The organism is Variovorax sp. V116, assembly GCF_041154435.1.
GTDB classification, from domain to species: Bacteria; Pseudomonadota; Gammaproteobacteria; order Burkholderiales; family Burkholderiaceae_C; genus Variovorax; species Variovorax paradoxus.
The window spans coordinates 3,209,019-3,231,636 of sequence record NZ_AP028661.1 but is presented as its reverse complement, the minus strand read 5'-3'; the positions used below and the strand labels follow the sequence as shown (position 1 = coordinate 3,231,636).

The 22,618-nt window shown below is 69.3% G+C and carries 12 protein-coding genes and 1 tRNA gene; 8 read left to right on the top strand and 5 right to left on the bottom strand.

The genetic code is table 11. The features are described from left to right. Position 1 precedes the first annotated feature (1 nt). Both ACAM58_RS15390 and ACAM58_RS15385 read right to left on the bottom strand, forming a co-directional pair. Positions 2–5,008, bottom strand: a complete 5,007-nt coding sequence (locus ACAM58_RS15390) for a non-ribosomal peptide synthetase (RefSeq protein ID WP_012748283.1) — start codon at positions 5,006–5,008, stop codon at positions 2–4. Continuing rightward, positions 5,005–12,318, bottom strand: coding sequence for an amino acid adenylation domain-containing protein (locus tag ACAM58_RS15385; RefSeq protein WP_369663083.1), 7,314 nt, complete (start codon positions 12,316–12,318; stop codon positions 5,005–5,007). Before ACAM58_RS15385 ends, ACAM58_RS15390 begins: the two co-directional genes overlap by 4 nt. A gap of 915 nt (positions 12,319–13,233) precedes the next feature. On the opposite strand from ACAM58_RS15385, the gene ACAM58_RS15380 reads away from it, so the two are divergent. Next, positions 13,234–14,007 (top strand): TIGR04325 family methyltransferase, encoded by a 774-nt coding sequence (locus tag ACAM58_RS15380; RefSeq protein ID WP_012748281.1) that lies wholly within the window; start codon positions 13,234–13,236, stop codon positions 14,005–14,007. A 238-nt stretch (positions 14,008–14,245) separates the two neighbouring features. Continuing rightward, positions 14,246–14,503 (top strand): hypothetical protein, encoded by a 258-nt coding sequence (locus tag ACAM58_RS15375; RefSeq protein ID WP_012748280.1) that lies wholly within the window; start codon positions 14,246–14,248, stop codon positions 14,501–14,503. A 34-nt stretch (positions 14,504–14,537) separates the two neighbouring features. Here ACAM58_RS15375 and ACAM58_RS15370 read toward each other — a convergent pair. Beyond that, positions 14,538–14,611: transfer RNA gene (locus ACAM58_RS15370), tRNA-Gly, on the bottom strand. Positions 14,612–14,725: 114 nt separating this feature from the next. Here ACAM58_RS15370 and ACAM58_RS15365 point away from each other — a divergent pair. Genes ACAM58_RS15365 through ACAM58_RS15355 form a run of 3 tightly spaced genes read left to right on the top strand, consistent with a single transcriptional unit; the run spans position 14,726 to position 15,742 of the window. Continuing rightward, complete coding sequence (locus tag ACAM58_RS15365; RefSeq protein WP_012748279.1) at positions 14,726–15,124, top strand: hypothetical protein; 399 nt, start codon at positions 14,726–14,728, stop codon at positions 15,122–15,124. A 35-nt stretch (positions 15,125–15,159) separates the two neighbouring features. Next, entirely contained in the window at positions 15,160–15,399 is a 240-nt protein-coding gene (locus ACAM58_RS15360) for a hypothetical protein (RefSeq protein ID WP_012748278.1), read from the top strand. Between the two features lie 13 nt (positions 15,400–15,412). Continuing rightward, positions 15,413–15,742 (top strand): hypothetical protein, encoded by a 330-nt coding sequence (locus tag ACAM58_RS15355; protein ID WP_369663082.1) that lies wholly within the window; start codon positions 15,413–15,415, stop codon positions 15,740–15,742. A gap of 45 nt (positions 15,743–15,787) precedes the next feature. On the opposite strand, the gene ACAM58_RS15350 is transcribed toward ACAM58_RS15355, so the two are convergent. Then, entirely contained in the window at positions 15,788–16,348 is a 561-nt protein-coding gene (locus ACAM58_RS15350) for a hypothetical protein (RefSeq protein ID WP_012748276.1), read from the bottom strand. Positions 16,349–16,475: 127 nt separating this feature from the next. Next, positions 16,476–17,297, bottom strand: coding sequence for a ferritin-like domain-containing protein (locus ACAM58_RS15345; protein WP_369663081.1), 822 nt, complete (start codon positions 17,295–17,297; stop codon positions 16,476–16,478). A 246-nt stretch (positions 17,298–17,543) separates the two neighbouring features. Between ACAM58_RS15345 and alaS the strand changes: the two genes are divergently transcribed. From alaS to ACAM58_RS15330, 3 genes are read left to right on the top strand one after another with little or no spacing between them, the layout of a single operon-like run. Beyond that, the gene (gene alaS, locus ACAM58_RS15340; protein ID WP_012748274.1) at positions 17,544–20,168 is read left to right on the top strand and encodes an alanine--tRNA ligase; all 2,625 of its coding nucleotides are present in this window, start codon (positions 17,544–17,546) and stop codon (positions 20,166–20,168) included. Beyond that, positions 20,168–21,202: a 2-dehydropantoate 2-reductase gene (locus ACAM58_RS15335; protein ID WP_012748273.1), complete on the top strand. Its 1,035-nt coding sequence runs from the start codon at positions 20,168–20,170 to the stop codon at positions 21,200–21,202. Before alaS ends, ACAM58_RS15335 begins: the two co-directional genes overlap by 1 nt. A gap of 57 nt (positions 21,203–21,259) precedes the next feature. After that, the gene (locus ACAM58_RS15330; protein WP_012748272.1) at positions 21,260–22,516 is read left to right on the top strand and encodes a D-amino acid dehydrogenase; all 1,257 of its coding nucleotides are present in this window, start codon (positions 21,260–21,262) and stop codon (positions 22,514–22,516) included. The last annotated feature ends 102 nt before the right edge of the window (positions 22,517–22,618 follow it).

Sequence of the window (22,618 nt, the reverse complement as noted above, 5' to 3'; positions counted from 1 at the left end):
ATCACTCCTTGCGCAGCCAGTTGCCGAAGGCGCGGCTCAGCAGGCCGTCGCTGCGCGCCGTGCCCTTCAGGTTGCCGAGCGGCAGTTTTCCGAGATCCGAGAGCTCCGCGTCCTCCGCGGCCTGCTGCGCGGACGAGGCGATCTGCCCGAGGTTCTCGAACAGGTAGCGGCGCGGCTGCACGCGGTAGCCCAGCGTCTTCTCGGCCTGCTGGATCGCGCGCAGCACCAGCAGCGAATCTCCGCCGAGGTCGAAGAAGTTGTCGCTCGAGCGGATGTCGTTGACGTCGATCCCGATCACCGAGGCCCAGATCTGCGCGAGCCGCGCGTGCTCGGGGATCAGGATGCTGCCTTCCTCCGCGGCCGCGGCACCGGCCGGCGCATCCACCGGCGCCGCGGCCCTGAGCGGATCGACGGCCGCGAGCCTGCGCAGGTAGGCGGCGCTCGCGGAGCCTTCTTCGCTCGCGAGCTCGGCCAGCGAGGCCTCGGGACGTTCAGCCACTTTCTGCAGCAGCTCGAGATAGCGGTCGCGCAGTTGCGCCCCGGTCTCGCGCAGGTAGATGTCGGCGTTGTAGATCAGCGCGCCTTCCAGCCCGTGCGGCTTGTCCATCAGCCACACGCCGATGTCGTCGGTGGCGCCGCGCTGCATCAGGTGCAGCTGCCGCGTCTGCAGGCTGCCGAGCCGGCGCGCACGGTCGCGCGCATCCTGGAACGAGAACATCGCCTGGTAGGGCCCGACCGCGCGGATGCGCGCGGCCAGCGCGGGCTCCGCCATGAGGCGCTCGAACGGCACCTGCTGGTAGTTCATGAGCGAGAGCAGCTCGCGCTTCACGTAGCGCATGAACTCCGCGAGCGGCTGCTGCAGGCCGACCTGCAGCGACACCGGCAGCACGTTGTTGAAGAAGCCGATCACGTCTTCCGTCTCGGGCTGCTGGCGGCCGCGCACCGGGTTGGCGATGACGATGGTCTCAGAGCCGATGATGCTGCTCATGGCAAACGCATACACGCCGAAGGTCAGCATGCTGAGCGTCACGTCCATGTCGCGCGCCACCTTGCGCAGCTGCTGCGTGGTGGCCAGGTCGACGCGGATCCAGTGGGCGCCGCCCTGGCCGCTCTTGCCGGCGCGCCGCGGCATGTCGGTGTTGGGCTGGCGCGGCATCGGCGCGCTCGCAAAGCGCTTGAGCCAGAAGTCGAGCTGGTCCTGGAACGAGGGCTCCTTCATCCAGTGGGCCAGCCACTCGGCATAGTCGCCCTGCGTGGTGGCGATGGGCGCCAGCCCGTGCGGCCGGCCGCGCTCCGCCGCGTCGTAGATGGCGGAGAGTTCGCGCTGCAGCAGGTCGAAGGACCAGCCATCCCAGATCAGGTGGTGCGGCACGAAGACGAACACATGCTCGTGCACGTCGAGCTGGAACACCGCCGCATGCAGCATCGGCGCGCGGTGGATGTCGATCGGCCGGTCGGCGAGCTCCTGCATGCGTTCGGCCAGCTCGGCCTCGCGCTGGTCGGCCGGCAGGCCGCGCAGGTCGACGAAGGGCAGCGAGAAATCCACCGCTTCCGCGATCAGCTGGACCGGCTGGCCGGTGTGCGGATCGGTCCCCATGCGGGTGCGCATGGCGGGCTGGCGGCGGATGATTTCCTTGAACGCGGCCTCGAAGCGCTCGGCATCGAAGACGCCGGTCAGGCGCTGCGCCGCGGGCGCGTTGTAGACCGAGCGGTCCGGGTGCAGGTCTTCCATGAAGCGGATGCGCTCCTGCGCGGGCGTGAGCGGCGCCGTCTTGCGGTCGATGCGGCAGGGCAGCGGCGCCTGCGCGCCGGCGCCCACGCGCTGCAGGCCCTCGACCACGGCGGCCAGCTTCTCGGCCGTGGGCGCTTCGAACAGCGAGCGCAGCGGCAGCGTGATCTGGAACTCGCGGCTCAGGAGCGTGGTCAGGCGCGAGGCCAAAAGCGAATGCCCGCCCATCGTGAAGAAGTCGTCGCGCATGTCCAGGCCCGGCAGGCTCAGCACCTTTTCCATGGTGGCGAGCACCTTGCGTTCGCATTCGGTGCGCGGGCCGGCGCCGCGCCGTGCCTCGTCGCGCGACACCGCCTGCGGCGCGGGCAGCGAGACCCGGTCGACCTTGCCGTTGGGCAGCGTGGGCAGCGCGTCCAGCGCCACCACGTGCTGCGGCAGCATGAAGGCCGGCAGGCTCTCGCGCAGGTGCGCCATCAGCACGTCCAGCTCGAAGTCGACGCCGGGCGTCAGCGCCAGGTAGGCCACCAGCCGGACATCGCCGGGGCTGTCTTCGCGCGCCACCACCACGCAGCGCGAGACGCCGGCCACCTCGCAGCAGCGCGCCTCGATCTCGCCGGGCTCGATGCGGTAGCCGCGCACCTTGAGCTGGAAGTCGAGCCGGCCCAGGTGCTCGATGAGCCCGTCGTTGCGCCAGCGGCCGCGGTCGCCGGTGCGGTACACCGTCTTGGCGCTGCCGAAGATGCGCGCGGCCACGAAGCGCTCGGCCGTGAGTTCGGGGCGGTCGATGTAGCCCAGCGCCAGGCCGTCGCCCGCGATGCAGATCTCGCCCGGAACGCCGATCGGGCAGGGCTGCAGGTCGCCGTCGAGGATCCAGATCTCGGTGTTGTCGACGGGGTGGCCGATCGACACGCCGCGCGAGGCGACGATGTCCGGCCGCACCAGCCAGGCCGTGGAATACACGGTGGTCTCGGTCGGTCCGTAGCCATTCCAGAACTCGTCCATGCGCTCGCACAGCGCGAACGCCATGCTGGGCCGCAGCGGCTCGCCGCCAGTCCAGCCGCGGAAGCCGGGCGCGCCGGGCCACTGGGCATCGAGCAGCAGCTGCCACATGCCGGGCGTGGCCTGCAGGAAGGTGATGCGCTCTTCCTTGAGCAGCCGGCACAGGCGGTTGCCGTCCATGGCCACCTCGCGCTGCACCATCACGATCTCGGAGCCGCCCGACAGCGGCAGCAGCAGCTCCGGCACCGCCATGTCGAAGGACAGGGTGGTCACCGCGGCGATCCGGTCGTTCGGGCTCAGGGCCGATTTGCGCTGCATCCACTGGAGCAGGACCACCACCGAGTGGTGCCGCGCGCACACGCCCTTGGGCAGGCCGGTGGAGCCCGAGGTGTAGATCACGTAGGCGCCGTCGTCGGGGCCGGCATCATCGCCGCTCGGCGGCAGCGGCTCGCCGCTTTCCTGCTGCCAGGCGCTGTGGCGGTCGATCTCGAACACCCGCTCGGCCGCGTCGGCGCGCCAGTTGCGCGGCGCCACCGCGATGTCCGACGAAGTCAGCAGCAGGCAGAGCCCGGCGTCCTTGGCGTAGTGCTCCAGCCGTGCCTGCGGAAACCCGGGGTCGAGCGGCACGTAGGCGGCGCCCGCCTTGAGCACCGCCACCAGCGCGGTGACCATCTCGATGCTGCGTTCCAGGCACAGCCCCACGCGCTCGCCGCGGCGCACGCCGCGTGCGCGCAGCGCCCGCGCCAGGCGGTTGGACTCGGCATCGAGCTCGGCATAGCTGCAGACCCGCGCACCGTCGCGCACCGCGGGGCGCTCGGGCTGCAGCGGCACGCGCGCCAGGAAGCGGGCCAGCGCATGCGGCGCGCCCTCCAGCGGCGTGCGCGGCGGCTGCAGCGCGATCAGTTCCTGCGCGGCCTCGGGCGACAGCACCTCGAGCCGGCCGACCGTCTCGCCGGGGTTGCGCACGGCCGAGCGCAGCACGCATTCGAAGATGTCGAGCCAGCGCTGCACCGTGGCCTCGTCGAACAGGTCGGTGTTGTACTGCGTCTCGATCTGCAGCCCGCCGTCGAGCGGACGCAGGTTCAGGAAGAGTTCGAAGTTCTCGTACTGGCGCGCGATCGTGTCCTGCGCGACTTCGAGGCCCGGGAAGGTCTGCGCGCTGCTCGCCACGTCGGGGTCGACGTTGAACGCCACGCTCACCAGCGGCAGCCGGCTCGGGTCGCGCTGCAGCGACAGCTTGCCCAGCAAGGCGCCATAGGTGAGAGCCTGGTGCTCGAAGGCGTCGAGCACCGTGGTGCTGCATTCGCTCAGCAGGGCATCGAAGCGAAGCTGGGCATGGACCGCCACGCGCAGCGGCAGCAGGTTCACGCAGTGGCCCACCAGGCCGGGCATGTCGCGCGCGACCTGGCCCGACGCGGGAATGCCCACCACGATGTCGTCCTGCCCCGTGAGCCGGTGCAGCGTGGCGACAAAGCCGCTGAACAGGCCCGCGAACAGGCTGGCGCCGGTCTTCGCGCTCATGGAGCGCAGGCTGCTCACGAGGCGGCGGTCGAGCAGGCGTTCGGTGCGCCGCGAATGGAAGGTGCGCACGGCGGGCCGCGGATGGTCCACCGGCAGGTCGAGCACCGGCAGGGTGCCGCCCGCGAAGCGCTCCAGCCAGTAGTCCACGTGCGGCTGCATGTCGGGATGGGCAGCCTCGGCGGCTTCCTCGGCGGCGAATTCCGCATAGCTGGGCGCGGGCTTCAGCGGCTGCCCGCTGCCGGCCTGCTCGGCGTAGAGATGGCCGAGCTGCTCGCTGATGACCATCCAGGACCAGCCGTCGCACACCACGTGGTGGGCCGACATCACGAGCTCATGCTCGGCATCGCCGAGCCGCAAGAGCACCGCGCGGAACAGCGGGCCGTGCTCCAGCGCGAAGGGCGTGCAGACCGCGTCGTCATGCGCGGCCTTCAGCGCCAGCGCCCGGGCCTCGGGCAGGAGGCCGCTCAGGTCCTGCTGCTCCAGCATGCCTTCGCCGGGCCGGCTGACCAGCATGCAGCTGCCGTCCGGCGAGATGGTGGCGCGCAGCGCCTGGTGCCGTTCGACCAGCTGCGCCACGGCACGCGCCATGGCGCCGGTGTCCAGCGGCCCGCGCAGGCGCAGCAGCACCGATTCGTTGTAGGCCAGCGAGGCGTCGGTGCTCATCGACGCGCCGAGCCAGATCTCGCGCTGCGACTCGGTTGTCGGTATGACGCATTCGATGAGGCCGCCGGTGGCGGCGGGGCGGAGAACGGCGTTCATGCTGCGGCCTTTCCATTGATGAGGGAGGTGGGGCTCGCGGCGTCGGGCACGTACCAGAAGGGCTGGCCGTCGACGTCGCGGGCGAGGACGGAGCCGTCTTCTTCGCAGCGCTTGCGGTAGTCGAAACCCGTGATCACCGTCGCGCGGCGCGGCAGGAAGCCCGATTCCTGCATCTCGGCCACCGACTCCTTGAAGACGCGCTGGATGGTGGCGATGTCCTCGGCGCTGTGCGCGCTAGTGAGGAAGCAGGGGAAGTTGTCCAGGATGTGCACGCCGCGGCTGCGCATCATGGCGAACAGCAGGTCCTGCAGCGGATGCTCCTCGAGCCAGCTCACGCGCCAGAGCGAGGCGAACTGGCGGATCGCGATCGGCGCGCCCACCTCGGCGCACCAGGCCGTGAGCTCGTCGGCCATGGCGGCGGTGCTGCCCGTGAGGCCGGCCTGCAGCGAGGGGCCGGCTTCCTTCAGGTGCGTGAGCGAGGCCTTGGCCGCGGCCAGCGCGAGCGGGTGCCGCACGAAGGTGCCGGCAAAGTAGGTCACGCCCACGCCCGGGATCGAGTCGTCGCCGTACTGCCAGGCGCCGCCGTCGAGCGCGTCCATGAAGGCCCGCTTGCCGGCGATCACGCCCACCGGAAAACCGCCGCCGATCACCTTGCCGTAGGTGGCGAGGTCGGCGCGCACGCCGAACAGTTCCTGCGCGCCGCCCAGGCCGACGCGAAAGCCCGTGATGACCTCGTCGAAGATGAAGCAGGTGCCGCTCTTCTCGGTGATGGTGCGCACCTCCTGCAGGAACTCGCGCGGCTGGAAGTCGGGCCGGCGGCTTTGCACCGGCTCGGCCAGCACCGCGGCCAGGTCGTCCGCGTTCTCGCGGATGAAGGCCAGCGCCTCCGCCGTGCCGTAGTCCAGCACGCGGATGTCGCCGAACATGCCGCTCATCACGCCCGGAGCCGCAGACAAGCCCTTGCCGCCCTTGCCGGCGCGCACCAGCACCTCGTCGAAGGTGCCGTGGTAGGAGCCGGTGAACACCACCACGGTGCTGCGCCCGGTGACCGTGCGCGCAATGCGCAGCGCGGCCATCACGGCTTCGGAGCCGGTGTTGCACAGGGCGGCGCGATCGCAGCCCGTGAGCTCGCAGATGAGGGCGGTGACCTCGGCCGCCAGCGGATGCTGCGGGCCGATCTCGTAGCCCGCGTCGAGCTGCTTGCGCACCGCTTCCTGCACGAAATCGGGCTGCCAGCCGAACATGTTCATGCCGAAGCCGTTGAGCGCATCGACGTATTCGTTGCCGTCCAGGTCCCAGAGCCTGGAGCCCTTGGAGCGCTCGATCACGATCTGGTAGGTGATCTCCTTGGTCAGCGGCCGGAAGCCGTTGACCACGCGCGGGTCGGCCATGTGCGGGCGGTTGGCCTGGGTGAACTGCTTGCTCTTTTGCGTGCGTTCCACATAGCGCCGCATGAAGGCCGCCAGCCGCGCCTTCTGCCGGCCGCTCGGCTCGGCGGTGCGTTGGGTGTGGATGCGCGCGATCGCGCCGAAGGCCTTGGTGACGTCGTAGCGCTGCGGCTCCCTGGCCGGGGCGGGTTCGTCGGCGGCGGGCTGCGCCGCCACGGCCGCGGTGCTTGCGGCGGCAGCCGGCATGGCGGACGCAACGGGCAGCGTCTCGATGGCCGCGCCCGACAGCAGCGCGAGCTGGCGCCGCATCAGTTCCATCTGCTGCGCCACCAGCTGGACGATCGGCCCGCTGCCGATGTCGCCGCCCGCGGCCGGCACGGTCACCCCGGGGAGGAACGCGGCCGGCGGCTGCGCGGCCGCTGCCTGCACCGGCGCGGCCATCGCCAGCGGCACCGCAGCAGCGGATGCAGGTGCGGATACAGCCGCAACCACGGGCTCGGGCGGCAGGCTCTCGCGCAGGAAGGCGGACAGGGTGTCGAAGCTGCGGTAGTTCTCCATCAGCTGGCGAAAGCTCAGGTTCACCTTGAAGCGCTTCTTGATCTGCGTGGCGACCTGCGTCAGCGTGAGCGAATCCAGGCCCAGCTCGCCGAAGGCGGCATGTCCCTCGGCCTGCATCATGTCGATGCCGGAGATGTCCTCGAACAGGGAGCGCAGCCGCGTGTCCATGGATTCGGTGGGCGCAGCAAGGGCGGGGGACGCGGGAGAAGAGGGAAGTGGCGGGGGCACTGCAGCTGTCACGGTCGGCTCCAAGAAGGTGGGTGGAACGGAGAGCGCGGGCGTGGATGGGGCAACGGGCAGCTGGGCCGGCGGCAAAACCGGCGAGGGGATGGCCGGGCTCGCCGCGGCCGCTGCGATGTCGACCCAGAAACGCTTGCGTTCGAAGGGGTAGGTGGGCAGGCGCACGCGCTGTGCGCCGGTGCGAACGGAAAGGCGCGACAGCTCCACGTCCGCGCCGCAGGTCCAGAGGCGGGCCAGCGCCAGGCGCAGCGTGCGGGCCTCGTCGGCGGGCTCGCCGTGCAGCAGCGGCATCACTTCGGCCGCGCCGTGCTGGCGCACCAGCGTGGCCAGCGTGTTGCGGGGCCCCACCTCGATGAAGAGCGGGCGCACCGCCTGCGCCATGGCGCTGCGCACGGCGGGCGAGAACTGCACGGTGCTGCGCAGGTGGCGGGCCCAGTAGGCGGGGCTGGTGGCCTCGGCCTCTTCGAGCAGGCGGCCCGTGAGCGTCGAGAAGATCGGCACCGTGGGCGCATGCAGCGCCACTTCGCCGACCAGTGCCTCGAAGGGCGCGACGGCGCCATCCATCATCGAGGAATGGAAGGCGTGCGAGGTCTGCAGCTGGCGGCTCGCGATGTCTTCTTCCTGCAGCGAGGCGCGCAGCGTTTCGATCGCGTCGAACGGGCCGGCCACCACGCAGGCCGTGGGTCCGTTGTCCGCGGCCAGCGAGAGCAGCGGCCCGAGCCGGGCCGAGAGTTCGGCCGCGCCCAGGCGCACCGACAGCATCGCGCCCGCGGGCTGCGCCTGCATGAGCGCGCCGCGGCGGGCCACCAGCCGGGCCGCGTCTTCCAGCCGCATCACGCCGGCGATCACCGCGGCCACGAACTCGCCCACGCTGTGGCCGATCAGCGCATGCGGCCGCACGCCCAGCGAGAGCAGCCGGCGCGCCAGCGCGTACTCGATGGCGAAGATCGCGGGCTGCGTGACGGCGGTGGGCAGCAGCGCCTGCGGATCGTCGCCGAACATGCGCTCGCGCAGGTCGAAGTCCACCGCGCTGCCGAAGGCCTTCAGGCAGGTGTCGAAGGCGGCTGCGAACACCGGATCGTTGGCGTGCAGGATCTTGCCCATGCCGGTGTACTGCGCGCCCTGGCCCGGGAACATCAGCACCGGCTGCGGCGCGCGCGCATCGACGCGGCCGCTGGCGCGCCACGGGCTGTCGCCCGCGCGCAGCGCGGCCACGGCCTGCGCCGCATCGCCGGCCACCACCGCGCGGCGGAAGGCATGCGCCTTGCGGCCGACGCTCAGCGTGTACGCCACATCGGCCAGCGGCACGCCGGGCGTCGCGTCGAGGTGTGCGGCCAGCTGTTCCGTGGCCACCGCCAGCGCGGCCTCCGAGCGGGCCGAGATCGGCAGCACCTGCGGCCCCGCGGCGCTGGCCGTGGCAGGCCGCGCGGGCGCTTCCTCGAGGATGATGTGCGCGTTGGTGCCGCCCACGCCGAAGGCGCTGACGCCGGCGCGCCGCGGCTGGCCGGTGCGCGGCCAGGCTTGCAGGCTGCCGCTCACGTAGAAGGGCGTGCGCGCGAAGTCGATCGCCGGGTTGGGTGCGCTGAAGTGCGCGGTCGGCGGAATCGCCTCGTGGTGCAGCGAGAGCGCGGCCTTGATGAGGCCGGCGGCCCCCGCGGCCGTCACCATGTGGCCCACGTTGCTCTTGAGCGAGCCGAGCGTGCAGTAGCCCAGCGCGCCGGTGTGCTCGGCATAGGCGCAGGTCAGTGCCTCGACCTCGACCGGGTCGCCCATCGGCGTGGCGGTGCCGTGCGCCTCCACGTAGGAGATGCTGCGCGCGTCCACGTTGGCTGCCGCCAGCGCCGCGCGGATCACGGCGGCCTGCCCGTCCACGCTGGGCGCGGTGAAGCTGGCCTTGGTGCCGCCGTCGTTGTTGACGCAGGCGCTGCGCAGCACCGCATAGATGGTGTCGCCGTCGGCCTGCGCGTCGGCCAGGCGCTTGAGCAGCACCACCGCGGCGCCGTCGCTGAAGACCGTGCCCTGGGCCTGCGCGTCGAAGCTGCGCGTGTGCCCGTCGGGCGAGAGCATCGAGCCTTCCTGGTACAGGTAGCCGCTGCGCGGCGGGCAGGTGACGGAGGCCCCGCCGGCCAGCGCCATGTAGCACTGGCCGGTGCGCAGTGCGTGGAAGGCATGGGCCACCGCCACCAGCGAGGTCGAGCAGGCGGTATGGATGCTCACCGCCGGCCCCGTCAGGTTGAGCCGGTTGGCCACGCGCGTGGTGATGTAGTCCTTCTCGTTGGCCAGCATCACCTGGAACTCGCCCACCGCTTCGATGAGGTCGGGCCGCGTGGCGACGTGGCGCTGGAAGTAGCTGGCGTTGTACATGCCGGCATACACGCCGACCGGGCCCGGCGCGGCATCGGGCACGTAGCCCGCGCGCTCCAGGCATTCCCAGCAGATCTCCAGGAACACGCGCTGCTGCGGGTCCATCAGCGCGGCGTCCTTCGGGCCGATGCCGAAGAAGGCGGCGTCGAAGTTCTCGATGCCCTCGATCACGCCGCGGGCCCGCACGTAGGCCGGGTCCTTGCGCAGCGCGTCGCTCACGCCGGCATCGAGCGTGTCGTCGTCGAAGAAGCTGATGGTGTCGCGGCCGGCAACGAGGTTCTCCCAGAACTGCTCGACATCGGCCGCACCCGGAAAGCGCCCCGCGGTGGCGATCAGCGCAATCGCATCCGACATGTGGGCGTCGGGCTCGGCGGGCTGCTGTTGCTGTTGCTCGTGCACTGTGCGCGGCGCGGCGGCGGCTGCGGGCGCCGCATCGCCGGCGGCGGCCGTCTCCAGCTCGGCCGCGATGGCGCTCGGCGTCGGATGGCGGAAGAACAGGTTGGTCGACAGCGGCTGCGCGCTGTCCTGCTGCAGTTCGGCCAGCACCTGCAGCACGCGCAGCGAATCGCCGCCCAGGTCGAAGAAGTTGTCGTTGCGCCCGACCTTCTCGATGTGCAGCGCGCGGGCGAAGGCTTCGCACACGCGCTGCTCGGCGGCGCTGCGCGCTTCCTCGAAGGGCTGCGCCAGATCGGGCCGCTCGGCCGCCGGTTCGGGCAGCGCGCGGCGGTCGAGCTTGCCGTTGGGCGTGACCGGCAGCTGCGCGAGCCAGACCTGCGCGGAGGGCAGCAGCGCCGCGGGCAGGCGCGCGGCCAGGTGCGTGCGCAGCGCATCCCACGAGAGCTTGTGCGAGCGTGCGACGAGGTAGGCCACCAGGCGCAGCTGCCCATCGGCGTCGGGCCGCGCATCGACGGCGCAGGCCTGGATCGCGAGGTGCGAGAGGATGGCCGCCTCGACCTCGCCGGTCTCGATGCGGTGGCCGTGGATCTTGACCTGGCCGTCGCGCCGGCCGATGAATTCGATGGTGCCGTCGGGCAGCCAGCGCGCCAGGTCGCCGGTGCGGTAGAGGCGATCGCCCGGCGCGCCGAACGGATCGGGCACGAAGCGCTCTTCGGTCAATTGCGGCTGCCGCAGGTAGCCGCGCGCGAGCCCATGGCCACCGATGCACAGCTCGCCCACCAGGCCGCTAGGCAGCAGGTCCATCGAAGGGCTCAGCACGCGCAGCACGGTGTCCTTGATCGGCCGGCCGAGCGGCACTGAGCGCAGGTCGGCGGGCAGCGCCGCCGGAATGCGGTGGGTGGCCGCGAAGGTGGTGCATTCGGTCGGCCCGTAGCCGTTGCTGAGCGCAAGCGCCGGCAGCGCGGCCAGCGCGCGCCGCACGTGCGGCACCGACAGCGCTTCGCCGCCGGTGATGAGATGCCGCAGGCCCGAAAGATGCGCCGGGTCGTCGTCGATCACCGCGTTGAACAGCGCCGCCGTGAGCCAGGCGGTGTGCACCTGGTGGCGCGCAATGGTGCCGGCCAGGCCCGCGCCCGTGGGCACGCGCTCGCCATGCACCACGCAGCAGCCGCCGTTGAGCAGCGGGCCCCAGATCTCGAAGGTGGCGGCATCGAAGCCCAGCGGCGCGGCGTGCAGCACGCTGCGGCCCGGCGCCAGCTGCGCATAGTCGATGCCGACGACCAGCCGCAGGATCGCGCGGTGGCAGATCTCGATGCCCTTGGGCGTGCCCGTGGAGCCCGAGGTGTACATCACGTAGGCCACCGATTCGCCGTCGATGGCGGGAGCGCTCCAGGGCGCGGGTTCGGTGTCCTCGGCTTCGTCGAGCAGCAGCAGCGCACGGGAGGCGGGCACCAGGTGGCGCAGCGCCGAGGTGCTGACCACCTGCTGCGCGTTCGCCTGCTCGAGCATGAAGGCGATGCGCTCGGGCGGGAAATCCGTCGGCACCGGCACATAGGCCGCGCCGGCCTTGAGCACGCCCAGCTGCGCCACCACGGCCTCGATCGACCTGTCGAGCACCAGCCCCACGTTGTCGCCCGCACGCACGCCCAGGTGCTGCAGGCGCTGCGCGAGCTGGCCGGACTGGCGCTCCAGTTCGCCGTAGCTCATCTGCGCATCGCCTTGCGCGAGCGCCATGGCATCGGGCGCGGCCGCGGCCTGGCGCGCGAACAGGCCCACCACGGTGAGGCTCGGGTCAAGGGGAGCGGGGGGCGTGTTCCAGTCGGCGAGCTGGCGCGCGCGGTCGGCGGCGGGCAGGGTGCGGATCTCGCGGAGCGGGCATTCGGGCCGCTCGAGCAGATCGGCGGCGGTGTCGACAATGGCTGCCAGCAGCTGCTGCACCGATGCCGCGTCCAGCAGGCTTGCTGCCGCGCTGGCGTGAAGGCGCGGCGTATCCGATGCGGTGGTGCTCAGCCAGAGGAGGAGAGGGGCCTGGACGCCGTCGACGCCGGGGTCGCAGCCCAGCCAGAGAACTTTCGGCGATGGCTCCGGCGAGCCTGCCGAGCCCGCGGTAGCCGCCTGGCGCCGTTCCTGGTCGAGCGAGGCCAGCCAGGTGCGGGCCGATTCGGACGGATCCGGCTGCTGTTCGCCGAGCCAGCGCGCCTGGAGCAGGAGCCACGCCGCCGCAAAGGGGGCGTCGGGCAGCTGGCCGGTGGCGTCGAGCCATTGCGTCCAGCGCAGCGTGCCCTGCTCCCCGAGCGCCACCGAGTCCTGGATCCGTTCGTCCGGCCTGTCCGAATTGAGGCGCGAAACGAACAGATCATCCAATGAAAGTCGGGGGGGCGCGGATGGCGCCGGATCGGCTATTTGAATTTTCATAGAAAAAACGGAAGAAAGAATGCATGCAATAGATGGGATTCATGAATTGGCAATTGGCCAATAAAAATTCATTAGTACGTTAGTTTCTATTTCGAGGCAATCCTAGAGGCTTTGTCTGGCGCGGTGTTGATCAAAGTTTGTCAGGTTACATTCCCGAATCATTCGTTACATACTCGTACTACCTCATATCGCTCGAACAGGGTAACCAGCGCCCATTTCGGGCGCCTTTCCCCGATTCCGCCCGAACGGAGGAGCAGGCGTTTTCACGGAAGGCATTGGCCCAGGGAACTCACTGTAGGAATTGCGCCGCTGCCGCGCATGAGCAATGCGCCCCCTCCAGAGGGAGACAAGCGCCCCCGGCCGCACTGCTTGCGACCATGACAAAGCGCCTGTCGAAAACATGGCAAACCGCTGCTGCGCAAGCCGAATACATCTGCAAAATGGGGAGGCGGGGTAGAGGCGAGACAGGGGAGTGCCGGCAGCCCGGCATCACCTGCGCCAGATGCCGCAGCCGGTCTGCCGGGAGCAGATTGGGTGGGGCCGCGAAGCGCAATGGATGTAATCGCTACCCGCGCGGGGCAAGGTAGCCATTAATTGACTTGGCTTCGGGTGAATATGAAGATATTCCCCGAGGGGGCGCCGCAGTTGTGTAACTCCAGGGTGGTCGGCTGCCTCGCCGATTGACAGGATTCAGGCCGATTTTTTTGTAAATTTAATAAATCAATCGGGTTTGTGGCGTTTTGATAGCAATTCAAGGCCTGGAGGTCCGCAGCAAATCCGAAAAGCGCCGGCTCTTGCCGGGAGTTCGTCCGTGCGGCACCCGAATCGCCAGGGGTGCATTTCAGCCAATGAGGAAACCAGCCCATGCTTCCCAACCTGCTGCCCTTGCGTCACCGCGCCGAAGCCTACAGGCGCAAGTTCCTGGTCAACGAGACCGAGAACCTCTTCATGGGCTCCTTCGAGAGCTTTGCCGCCGCCGAGGCCGGCGCGCCGGAGTCGAAGGCCGTCGGCTACAGCAACGCCAAGGCGGCCGGCGAGCTCTACACCCACCAGATCTACTTCTACGACTACCCCGGCCTTTTCTGGCTCGGGAGATCGTTCGACGAGGGCATGCGGCGCGTGTTCGACCTGGGCGGCCACGTGGGCATCAAGTACTACGCATTCCGCCGCGTCCTGCCTTACCCCGACAGCCTGCGCTGGACGGTCTGCGACGTGCCCGGGGTGGTGCAGTCAGGCAAGGAGCTGGCCGTGCAGCGCGACGCCACCGCGCAGCTGGACTTCACCACCGACTACCAGGGCGCCAGCGGCTGCGACGTGCTCTTTGCCTCGGGCAGCCTGCAGTATTTGCCGCAGCGCATCGCCGAGATCCTGTCGGGGCTTGCCGTGAAGCCCAGGCGCATCGTGCTGAACACGACGGCCGTGCACCCCGAGCGCACCATCTACACGATCAACAGCATCGGCATCGCGTTCTGCCCCTACCGCATCCAGCACGTCGAGGAGCTGTGGGCCGAACTCAGGGATGCCGGCTACAAGCGCCGCGATGCCTGGCGCAACGAAGGCAAGCCGATCGAGGTGCCGTTCGTCGAGGGCGGCGACAAGCCCTACTACGCGGGCTGCTGCTTCGATCTGGCGGGATAGTGGGTACCTAGGTACCATCTCCATCTGTTACTCGGCCCCCTGGTTGCGCCAGCCTCGGCGGCCCGAGCCCCCGGCCTTCCGACCCGCTTCGGAGGGCCTCCTTGCTTTAGTGCTTAAGTTGGCGTCTTCGCTACAACGCGGCTGGCTTGCGTCCGACAAGCCAACGCGGCAGGGAAAGACTTTTTTCGAAATTCACGCGAAGGAACATTTCGGCAACAACACCAATCGAGGGATCCGCATGCCTTTGACTTTCCTGATGAGCCTCCAGCACGTACCGCTGCCCAAGAAAGTAGTGACTCCCGCAGACGTTCGACACGTGTCCGTCCTCAAGGCAACGGGCCTGATCGAAGCTGAAATAGCGCCGGCGCTGGACGGCTCGGGCAAATACAAGAACGCACGCAACGCCATCGTGAAGCGCATCACCAAGGAGGGGATGGCCGAGATCAACAGGATGCGGACCGAGGAGAGCCGGTCGAAGCTTGCGCGGCGGCTGTGAGCGGCGTGCAGGCCGCGCAGGAGTGCGGGGCTGGTGGAGCGGGTGAAGGGAATCGAACCCTCGTATGAAGCTTGGGAAGCTGCCGTTCTACCATTGAACTACACCCGCAGCAGGCGCGGATTCTACCGTCAGTCCCGAGGGCGGGCCTCATTGCTTCGGATGACGCGGCGGCGGCTTGGATTGCCTACGCTGGCGCATCCCGTTGCCGCAAGGAAGCCCGCCATGTACGACCGCGTCATTCAGCTCGCCGGCTCCTTTGCTGCGGGTGCGCTGGCCTCCGGCGCCTTGCTGGCGTTCGCGGCAGGCAGTCCGCCTTCCAACGTCGTGGCCCCGCGCAGCATGGCCGCGGTGCCGCTGCCGGCCGTTGCAGGAGCGTCCCGGCTCGGTCTGCTGCGCAACGAAGCGGCCAGCGGGGACGAGCTTTCGAACTGGCAACTCTCCAATGCCTTGTTCGACAGGTACGACGCGAGCGGCGAGGCCGACGATCTCTACGAGGCCCTGATCTGGATGGAGAGGCGCCGGGATGTGTCCGGCAATGCGCAACTGATCGCGCGCGTCGTCGACCGCTACTGTGGGCAGCGCGTGGTGCGCTGGCACTGGTTCTGCGTCGAGGGCGAGTGATTCCCCAGGCAATGCCGACATCACCAGGAGCAGACATGGACTTCCTCAGGATCTTTCACGCAGCAGCACTCTTGGGGCTCGGCGCGGCCGGCGCCGGGTGCGGGCAGGGCCAGCCATCGGCCGGGCCTGCGGGTGCCGAGGCCGGCCACGTGGTGGCGGCAGTGAACGCGAAGGTGGCCGCGGAGCGCGTGGACAGCTACATCGGCGCGGTCTTCTCGCAGCAGCAGCAGGCACTTTCCCTCAAGGCGCCGGAGCCGGACGCCCCGGGCTTTTGAGAGGAGGCGAGCCATGAAGCCCGATTGCTCCCGCATGATGCTTTTTGCGGCCGTGCCGCTGGCCCTGGCCGCGTCGATGGCAGCTGCGCAGTCGGGCATGGACAAACCGGCCTCGATGCCGCTTGCCGAACTCAAGCAGGCCTACCTGGCCTGCGACCGCACGGCGACCCGCCAGATGCTGGACATGGAATCCGCGGCGCGCTGCTCGTTCATTGGCGAAGCACTGCAGGATCGCGCCTTCGACGGCAGCTTCGACCGGCTGCTGGCCTGGTGGCGCACCGAAAAGCAGCTGGCTGCCGCCGTGCAAACCGCGGAACAGCCGCTCGTGCGCGAAGGGCAGTGAAGGGAAGGCGCCCCGGGGCAGGTCGCCCCGCCGCGCGCCACCGGGTCAGCGCCGGAAAACCGAAGGCTCGTTCTGCCCCCGTGCCGCTGCAAGGCACTTGCTCGCCGCCTCCGCAGCCTCCTGCCTCAGTTGCTGATCGAGCGCGTCGGGCGCGGGCCCGAGGTCGCGGAAGTAGGCGATCTGCTTCCTGTGCAGGTCGCTCGCCGCGTCGCGGGAGCGCTGCTCCAGTTCCTTCCACAGCCGCAGGTACGCGACGGTGGCGGGCACGAGCTCCGGTGCAGCCGGCGCACCCGGCGCACCCGGGACGAGGTCGGCGCCGATATCGATCTCGTCCGCATGCGCGAACTGTTCCTCGGCCCATGCCGGCTGGGGCTGTATGTTCCCGGCGTGGGCCTCTTCGCCGATGCCGGCGGCAAACCAGCGGTAGGTATTCTTACGTTTGCCGACGCGGCCCGTGGTTCGCACGAACAGGTAGCCCGCTGTCGCGTTTCCCGTTTCATCGACCGGTATGCCGGCTGCCCGAAGCGCCTCGACCCTCTCGTCGACGCTCAAGTAGAAGGACAACTGCAACGTGACTGTTGCGTTGTGAATGACCTGATGGACCATTGCTCCGCTCACATTGGTTGGCAAAGGGCGAAGCATCCCTTTCCCGGCCTCGCAAGTGAAGACATGAAAGAGGCAAAAAGTGTGAATTTTTTCACTAATTGCAAAGAAAGTTTGCGGTCGTGAACCCTCAGCGCAGGAAGACGTGCTCCATGAACTGCCGGATCGGGTATTGCACCACGGCCTGCACGCCGGCCGGCAGTTCCAGCGGCCGCATCAGCATCTTGAGCGTGGCGCCCGGGCTCAGGTGGGTGCGCACGGTGCTGTTCATGCGCGCGCTCAGCTGCTGGATGTAGGCCGTGTCGGCGGCCCGCCCGGGCGAGCGGGCGCGCACCACGTGGCGGATGGCGCAGTCGGCGTCCTCGCTCTTGAGTTCCAGCGTGCGCCGGCCGATGGTGCCCAGCACGCGGAAGCGGCCCAGCCCTTCCTGTTGCCGGTAGCGCCGGAAAAAACGGTAGAAGTGCTTGTAGTGGCTGACTTCGTCGGCCGCGATGCGGCTTGCCAGGTCACGCAGCACCGGTTCGGTGGTGCTGCGCGCCAGCGCCCGGTAGTAGCTGGCGGTGCCGGTCTCGATCACGCAGCGCGCGGCCAGCTCGAGCCCGCGCGTCGGCGCGAGCAGCTCCACCTTGCAGTAGGTGGCGTATTCCTCCAGGAAGCTGCGGTAGGCGCCTTCCCAGTCGAATTCGGGCCAGACGTGGGACACGTAGGCGCGCAAGGCCCGGCCATGCTGCAGTTCCTCGGCTTCCCATTGGTGGGTGAGCCAGGCGGTGACCTCGTCGTCGCCGCGGAAGAAGTCGACCAGGTTCTGGGTGTACAGGTCCGAGCCGCTTTCGACGAACGAGGCGCAGGCCACGAGATAGAAGAGATTTTCGTCCCGGCGGACCTCCGGCCGCGCGATGCGGGAGAAATCCAGGTCCTCGATCTTCCAGTGTGCTGCCTCATGGCCTGCCATGCATGCTCCTTGATTCACGTTGAAATGAATGGGACGAAGCCGGGCGCATTTGGTTCTGCGCGCTAATTCCCATATTAGCTTTGGCACCCGGGCGGCGCTGGCGCCTCCTGGCGAAGGCGCGGCCCGCAAGCGAAACCTATAATCGATTGTTCAAGCAAATCAAGCAGTCAGGTCGGTTCGCCGCAGTGGTTTCGACGAGAGGGTCGCCATCGCCAGGCCGCCCTCGACAGAAGACGAAATCCAAAGATGAGCCAGCCCACAATCACGGTCGCGGACATCCGCAAGACCTTTCTCGATTTCTTCGCTTCCAAGGGCCACACGGTGGTGGCCTCCAGCTCGCTGGTGCCGGGCAACGATCCCACGCTCATGTTCACCAACTCGGGCATGGTGCAGTTCAAGGACGTGTTCCTCGGCGAAGACAAGCGCCCCTACGTGCGCGCCGCCTCGGTCCAGGCGTGCCTTCGCGCCGGCGGCAAGCACAACGACCTGGAGAACGTGGGCTACACCGCGCGCCACCACACCTTCTTCGAGATGTTGGGCAACTGGAGCTTCGGCGACTACTTCAAGCGCGAATCGCTCACCTGGGCCTTCGAGCTGCTCACCAAGGTCTACAAGCTGCCGGCCGAGAAGCTCTGGGCCACGGTCTACATCGAGGACGACGAGGCCTACGACATCTGGACCAAGGACATCGGCCTGCCGCCCGAGCGCGTGGTGCGCATCGGCGACAACAAGGGCGGGCGCTACATGTCCGACAACTTCTGGATGATGGCCGACACGGGTCCCTGCGGGCCGTGCTCCGAGATCTTCTACGACCACGGTCCCGAGATCCCCGGCGGTCCGCCCGGTTCGCCCGATGAAGACGGCGACCGCTACATCGAGATCTGGAACAACGTGTTCATGCAGTTCGACATGCAGCCCGACGGCTCGGTCAAGAAGCTGCCCGCGCCCTGCGTCGACACCGGCATGGGCCTGGAGCGCCTGGCCGCGATCCTGCAGCACGTGCACAGCAACTACGAGATCGACATCTTCGACGCGCTCATCAAGGCCGCCGCGCGCGAGACGGGCGAGAAGGACCTGGGCAACAACTCGCTCAAGGTGATTGCCGACCACATCCGCGCCACCTCGTTCCTGGTGGCCGACGGCGTCATTCCGTCGAACGAAGGCCGCGGCTACGTGCAGCGCCGCATCGTGCGCCGCGCCATTCGCCACGGCTACAAGCTGGGCCAGAAGAAGCCCTTCTTCCACAAGCTGGTGCCCGACCTCGTGAAGCTCATGGGCGAGGCCTACCCCAAGCTGGTGGCCGACGAGAAGCGCATCACCGAAACCCTCAAGGCCGAGGAAGAACGCTTCTTCGAGACGCTGGCCAACGGCATGGAAATCCTCGACGCGGCCCTGGCCGGCGACGCCAGGACGCTGCCGGGCGAGGTCGCCTTCAAGCTGCACGACACCTACGGCTTTCCGCTCGACCTGTCGGCCGACGTGTGCCGCGAGCGCGGCGTGAGCGTGGACGAGGCCGGCTTCAATGCCGCCATGGAAAAGCAGAAGGCCGCAGGCCGCGCCGCCGGCAAGTTCAAGATGGACCGCAACGTCGAATACGGCGGCGCGGGCAACGTCTTCACGGGCTACGAACACCTCGAAGAAAACGCCAAGGTCGTGGCGCTGTACTTCGAAGGCGCGGCCGTGCAGCAACTGAAGGAAGGCCAGCCCGGCATCGTGGTGCTCGACACCACGCCTTTCTATTCGGAGAGCGGCGGCCAGGTCGGCGACCAGGGCGTGCTGGTGGCCGAGGGCGTGCAGTTCGGCGTGGATGACACGCAGAAGATCAAGGCCGACGTGTTCGGCCACCACGGCACGCAGACCCAGGGCACGCTCAAGGTGGGCGACACGGTCAAGGCCGCGGTCGACACCGCGCGCCGCGCCGCCACCATGCGCAACCACTCGGTCACGCACCTGATGCACAAGGCCCTGCGCGAAGTGCTGGGCGCGCACGTGCAGCAGAAGGGCTCGCTAGTCGATGCCGACAAGACGCGCTTCGACTTCGCGCACAACGCGGCCGTCACGCACGACCAGATCCTCGAGATCGAGAAGCGCGTGAACGCCGAGATCCTGGCCAACACCGAGACGCATGCGCGCGTGATGGACATGGAGTCGGCCCAGAAGACCGGCGCCATGATGCTGTTCGGCGAGAAGTACGGCGAGAGCGTGCGCGTGCTCGACATCGGCTCCAGCCGCGAGCTCTGCGGCGGCACCCACGTGGGCCGCACGGGCGACATCGGCCTGTTCAAGATCGTGAGCGAAGGCGGCGTGGCCGCCGGCGTGCGCCGCATCGAGGCCGTCACCGGCGCCAATGCGCTCGGCTACCTGCAGGAGCTCGAAGCCACGGTGCAGAGCGTGGCCGCCACGCTCAAGTCGCCCGCTGCCGAGCTGCAGGGCCGGCTCGTGCAGGTGCTGGAGCAGGTGAGGGCGCTGGAGCGCGAAGTGGGTTCGCTCAAGGGCAAGCTCGCGTCGTCCAAGGGCGACGAGCTCCTGGCGCAGGCGGTCGACGTCAACGGCATCAAGGTGCTGGCGGCCAAGCTCGACGGCGCCGACGCCAAGACGCTGCGCGACACCATGGACAAGCTCAAGGACAAGCTCAAGACGGCGGTGGTCGTGCTGGCCGCGGTCGACGGCGCCAAGGTGCAGGTGGCTGCGGGCGTCACGAGCGACACGGTCGGCAAGGTCAAGGCCGGCGAGCTGGTCAACTTTGTCGCGCAGCAGGTGGGCGGCAAGGGCGGCGGCAAGGCCGACATGGCCATGGCCGGCGGCACCGATGCCGCGGGCTTGCCGGCGGCGCTCCAATCGGTGCAAGCCTGGGTGGCGGAACGCACCTGATGGCCCGAGCCGAGGTGCCCGGCCGGCCTCCCGGCGAAGTGCTGGTGATGGGGGCGGGCACCATCGGCTGCTTCGTGGGCGGCAGCCTGGCGGCGGCCGGCGTGCCGGTCACTTTCGTCGGCCGTCCGCGCGTGCTGCAGGGCCTGGCCGAACACGGCCTGGCGCTCAGCGACCTGGAAGGCGGCACGCGCCGCCTGCCGGCCGCGAGCCTTCGGCTGAGCGAGCAGGTGCCCGTCGGCGCGATGCCGTCGCTGGTGCTGCTGTGCGTGAAGAGCGGTGCCACGGCCAGTGCCGCCGCCGAACTGGCTTTTGCGCTGCCCGCGGGCACGCTGGTCGTCTCGCTGCAGAACGGCATCTCCAACTGCGCCTCGGCGTCGCGCGTGGGGCCCACGCTCCAGGTGCTGCCGGGCATGGTGCCCTACAACGTGGCCGAGATCGGGCCCGGTGCCTTCCACCGCGGAACGGCCGGCCGGCTGGCGGCGCAGGACGATGCGGCGCTGCGGCCCTGGCTGCCAGTCTTCGCGCGGGCCGGCGTACCGCTCGACCTTTACCCTGACCTGCTGCCCGTGCAGTGGGGCAAGCTGCTGCTCAACCTCAACAACCCGGTCAATGCGCTCTCGGGCCTGCCGCTGCGCGACGAGCTGCTGCAGCGCGGCTACCGGCGCTGCTTTGCGGCGCTGATCGACGAGGCGCTCGGCGTGCTGGGCAGCGCCGGCATCGCGCCCGCGCAGGTGGCCGCGGTGCCGGCGCAGCGGCTGTCGGCGGTGCTGCGGCTGCCCGACTGGCTGTTTCGCATCGTGGCGGCGCGCATGCTGCGCATCGATGCCAAGGCCCGCTCGAGCATGGCCGACGACCTGGCGCTCGGGCGCCGCACCGAGATCGATGCGCTCAGCGGCGAGGTCGTGCGCCTTGCGCAGGACCAGGACTTGGAGGCGCCGCGCAACGCAAGGATGTTCGCGCTGCTCGAGGAGTGGCCCGCGCAGCCCCGGCGCTGGACGGCACGGCAATTGCAAGACGCACTGGGCCTGTCGTAGCGCGGACGCTGTACCCTCTGGGGCCATCGGTGCGCATGGTTTCAAGGGAGTGTTTTCATGCAGGTTCTGATCCTCGGCAGCGGTGTCATCGGCACCTCGGTGGCGTACTACCTGGCGCGCGCCGGCCATGACGTGACGGTGCTCGAGCGCCAGCCCGCGCCCGCGCTCGAAACCAGCTTCGGCAACGCGGGCGAGGTGTCGCCCGGCTACTCCGCGCCCTGGGCCGGGCCCGGCGTGCCGCTCAAGGCCATCAAGTGGATGCTCATGCAGCACAGCCCGCTGGTGATCAAGCCCATGCTCGATCCGGCCATGTGGCGCTGGGGCCTGTCGATGCTGTGCAATTGCACGCAGGCGCGCTACGAGCTCAACAAGGGCCGCATGGTGCGGCTTGCCGAATACAGCCGCGACTGCCTGAAGGCGCTGCGCACCGACACCGGCATCCGCTATGACGAGCGTGCGCTCGGCACCCTGCAGCTCTTTCGGACCCAGCAGCAGCTCGACGGCATCGCCAAGGACGTGGAGGTGCTCCAGGCCTCCGGCGTACCCTACCAGGTGCTCGACCGCGAAGGCTGCGTGCAGTACGAGCCGGCGCTCGCGGCCGTCAAGAGCAAGTTCGTCGGCGGGCTGCGCCTGCCGGGCGACGAGACCGGCGACTGCTTCAAGTTCACGCAGGCGCTGGCCGTGCTGGCCGAGGCGGCCGGCGCGAAGTTCCGCTTTGGCGTGGCCATCCAGGCCATCGAGCACGATGCCGGCGGCGTCACGGCCGTGCGCACCGATGCCGGCCGCTTCACGGCCGACCGCTACGTGGTGGCGCTCGGCAGCTACTCGCCGGCCATGGTCAAGCCACTGGGCATCGACCTGCCGGTGTACCCGGTCAAGGGCTTCTCGATCACCGTGCCCATCTCCGACGTCAGCGGCGCGCCCGAATCCACCGTGATGGACGAGACCTTCAAGGTGGCCGTCACGCGGCTGGGCGAGCGCATCCGCGTGGGCGGCACCGCGCAGCTCTCGGGCTTCGACCTGCGGCTCGATGCGAAGCGGCGCGACACGCTCGAGCACGTCGTGACCGATCTCTTTCCGAAGGGCGGCAATGTGCGCGACGCCTCCTTCTGGACCGGCCTGCGCCCCATGACGCCCGACGGCACGCCGGTGATCGGTGCCACGCGCATTCCCAACCTGATGCTGAGCACCGGCCACGGCACGCTCGGCTGGACCATGGCGGCCGGCACCGGCCGCGTGATGGCCGACCTGATCGATGGCCGAAACCCCGCCATCGACATGGAAGGCCTGACGGTGGCGCGCTACGGCGCCTGAGCCGGGCAGCCGGACAACCCGCCTGAAAACCACCCGCCGTCCGCGCGGCGGGCCGCGGCCGTGCGCGCCGGATTCAAGGGTTTGTACCTAGATTGACGAAGC